Annotated in this window: 2 protein-coding genes; both read right to left on the bottom strand. The window is 53.1% G+C overall.

Going from position 1 to position 1,634, the window contains the following annotated elements:
- Positions 1 to 58: 58 nt before the first annotated feature.
- Entirely contained in the window at positions 59 to 583 is a 525-nt protein-coding gene (locus DV027_RS17220; RefSeq protein ID WP_242622002.1) for a CatB-related O-acetyltransferase, read from the bottom strand.
- A gap of 150 nt (positions 584 to 733) precedes the next feature.
- On the bottom strand, positions 734 to 1,219 hold the full coding sequence (locus tag DV027_RS17215; RefSeq protein WP_130732985.1) for a hypothetical protein: 486 nt from the start codon (positions 1,217 to 1,219) through the stop codon (positions 734 to 736).
- Positions 1,220 to 1,634: the final 415 nt, after the last annotated feature.

Here is a 1,634-nt window from a genome sequence, read left to right as displayed (position 1 = left end):
ATGACGATCACGCACAGTTCTCAAACTGGGGAATTTTCAACCAGCACATTTGGGGAGATTACAACCAGCACTCACAGTCCCACCATGCCAGTGCCAGCAGCCGTTCGATGGTTCTCTCAGGGAAGCGGTATTTGATGACCCGGGCCGGGTTGCCGCCCACGATGGCATAAGGCGGTACGTCCTTCGTCACCACGGCCGCCGTGGCGATGATCGCTCCTGACCCTATGGTGACGCCCGACATGATGTTGGCCCGCGCGCCGATCCAGACATCATTGCCGATGACAATATCCCCCTTGGTGGAATGGTCATCGGATGCGTCAGCTGCTTCCGGCCAGAAATTGCACTGGTTCTTGAACGGGTAGGTGGTGATCGTGTCCGTGCGGTGGTTGCCCAGGATCATCAGCACCTCGCGGGCGATCGAGCAGTATTTCCCGATCTTCAGGCCGGCGTATTCGGCCTCTATGATGATGGGAGAACCCTTGGCGCCATACGTATGGTCCCCGATCTCCCAGCCCCATTCCTCGATCTCGTGGGCCAGTGTGTAGCGTAGGAGCAGCGAAAAGGCGTTCTTGCCGTAATACATGGGGGCGGCGTTCTCCCGTCATGGTTGAGTGTGCGAGGCTGTCGATATGCGATTTTGCACACCGATTATAGGAAACAACAGCTTTGCTACGGGAGATTGCCGTCCAGCAAGGTCGGGAAGGACCGGATCTGTGGAATGGCAGATCAGGCGCTATTCACCCTGATTGACTTTGGAAGCCCATGCACTGACGCTTCGGCCTTTATATATACCCTTTTCCCCTCCTGGTAATCCTCCGTCCTTGCGGAGATTCCAGTATTTCCAAGGGAAGATGCACTCTTCAATCGATATGAACGAGACGTCACCATCCTGCGCGAATGCTTTATTGAATGCCTCAATACGGTCTGGTCGGACGATGCCGAGCACACGCATTCCCCAATCCGGACTGACAATACCCTTCTCAAGCATGAAAGCAGCCAGAGGCGTAAACCAGCGCGTATCTCGTTCATGGATGCGGTTGCATAACGGCTGGATGTTCCATGCTTCTGTCTCTTCCACCACCACGACATGGCGATTTCTGAAATCAAGCGCCACATAATCGGGACACGATCCGCCATGGTTGTTTTCAAAGGCAATTTCGACCTGAGATGCAATGTAAGTCTGACCGTCCATGGTCAGGTAGGTTACAAGATCGCTCATATGCCAAAGCTCCACTCATGAGATGAGCAGACATATTGGCAAATGAATTTTAGAGTCTGTAGGGCATGCTTGGCATACCAGTAAGCCATCCTTGATCTTAAACCCGATCTGGCTAGTCAAAAAAACCGGTGTTCCACCTCTGGGTAGGTGACATGCGAGGAATGGCGGGAAACCAACATTTCCTGCGATCGGGGGTGAAAAGGTCACTTTGGAATACTCTCAGATGCCTGCAAGGATCTCTTGCTATTATCGCTCATAAAATCGGATATACTGACCGCAGATCCTGATATGTTCGTGTGATGTGAATGTCAGCCCGTTGGTGCTGGCGCCTATGTCACTGAGGTGGTCCCGTCCGTTCGGACAGTTTTGCGGGCTTGATAAGCTATACCCGATTGTTGTTATGCCGCCCTTCTGA

The sequence above is a fragment of the Komagataeibacter xylinus genome (assembly GCF_004302915.1).
In the GTDB taxonomy this organism is placed as follows: domain Bacteria; phylum Pseudomonadota; class Alphaproteobacteria; order Acetobacterales; family Acetobacteraceae; genus Komagataeibacter; species Komagataeibacter xylinus_C.
Note: the sequence above shows the minus strand (reverse complement) of the source record. Positions and strands in the feature narration are given on the sequence as shown.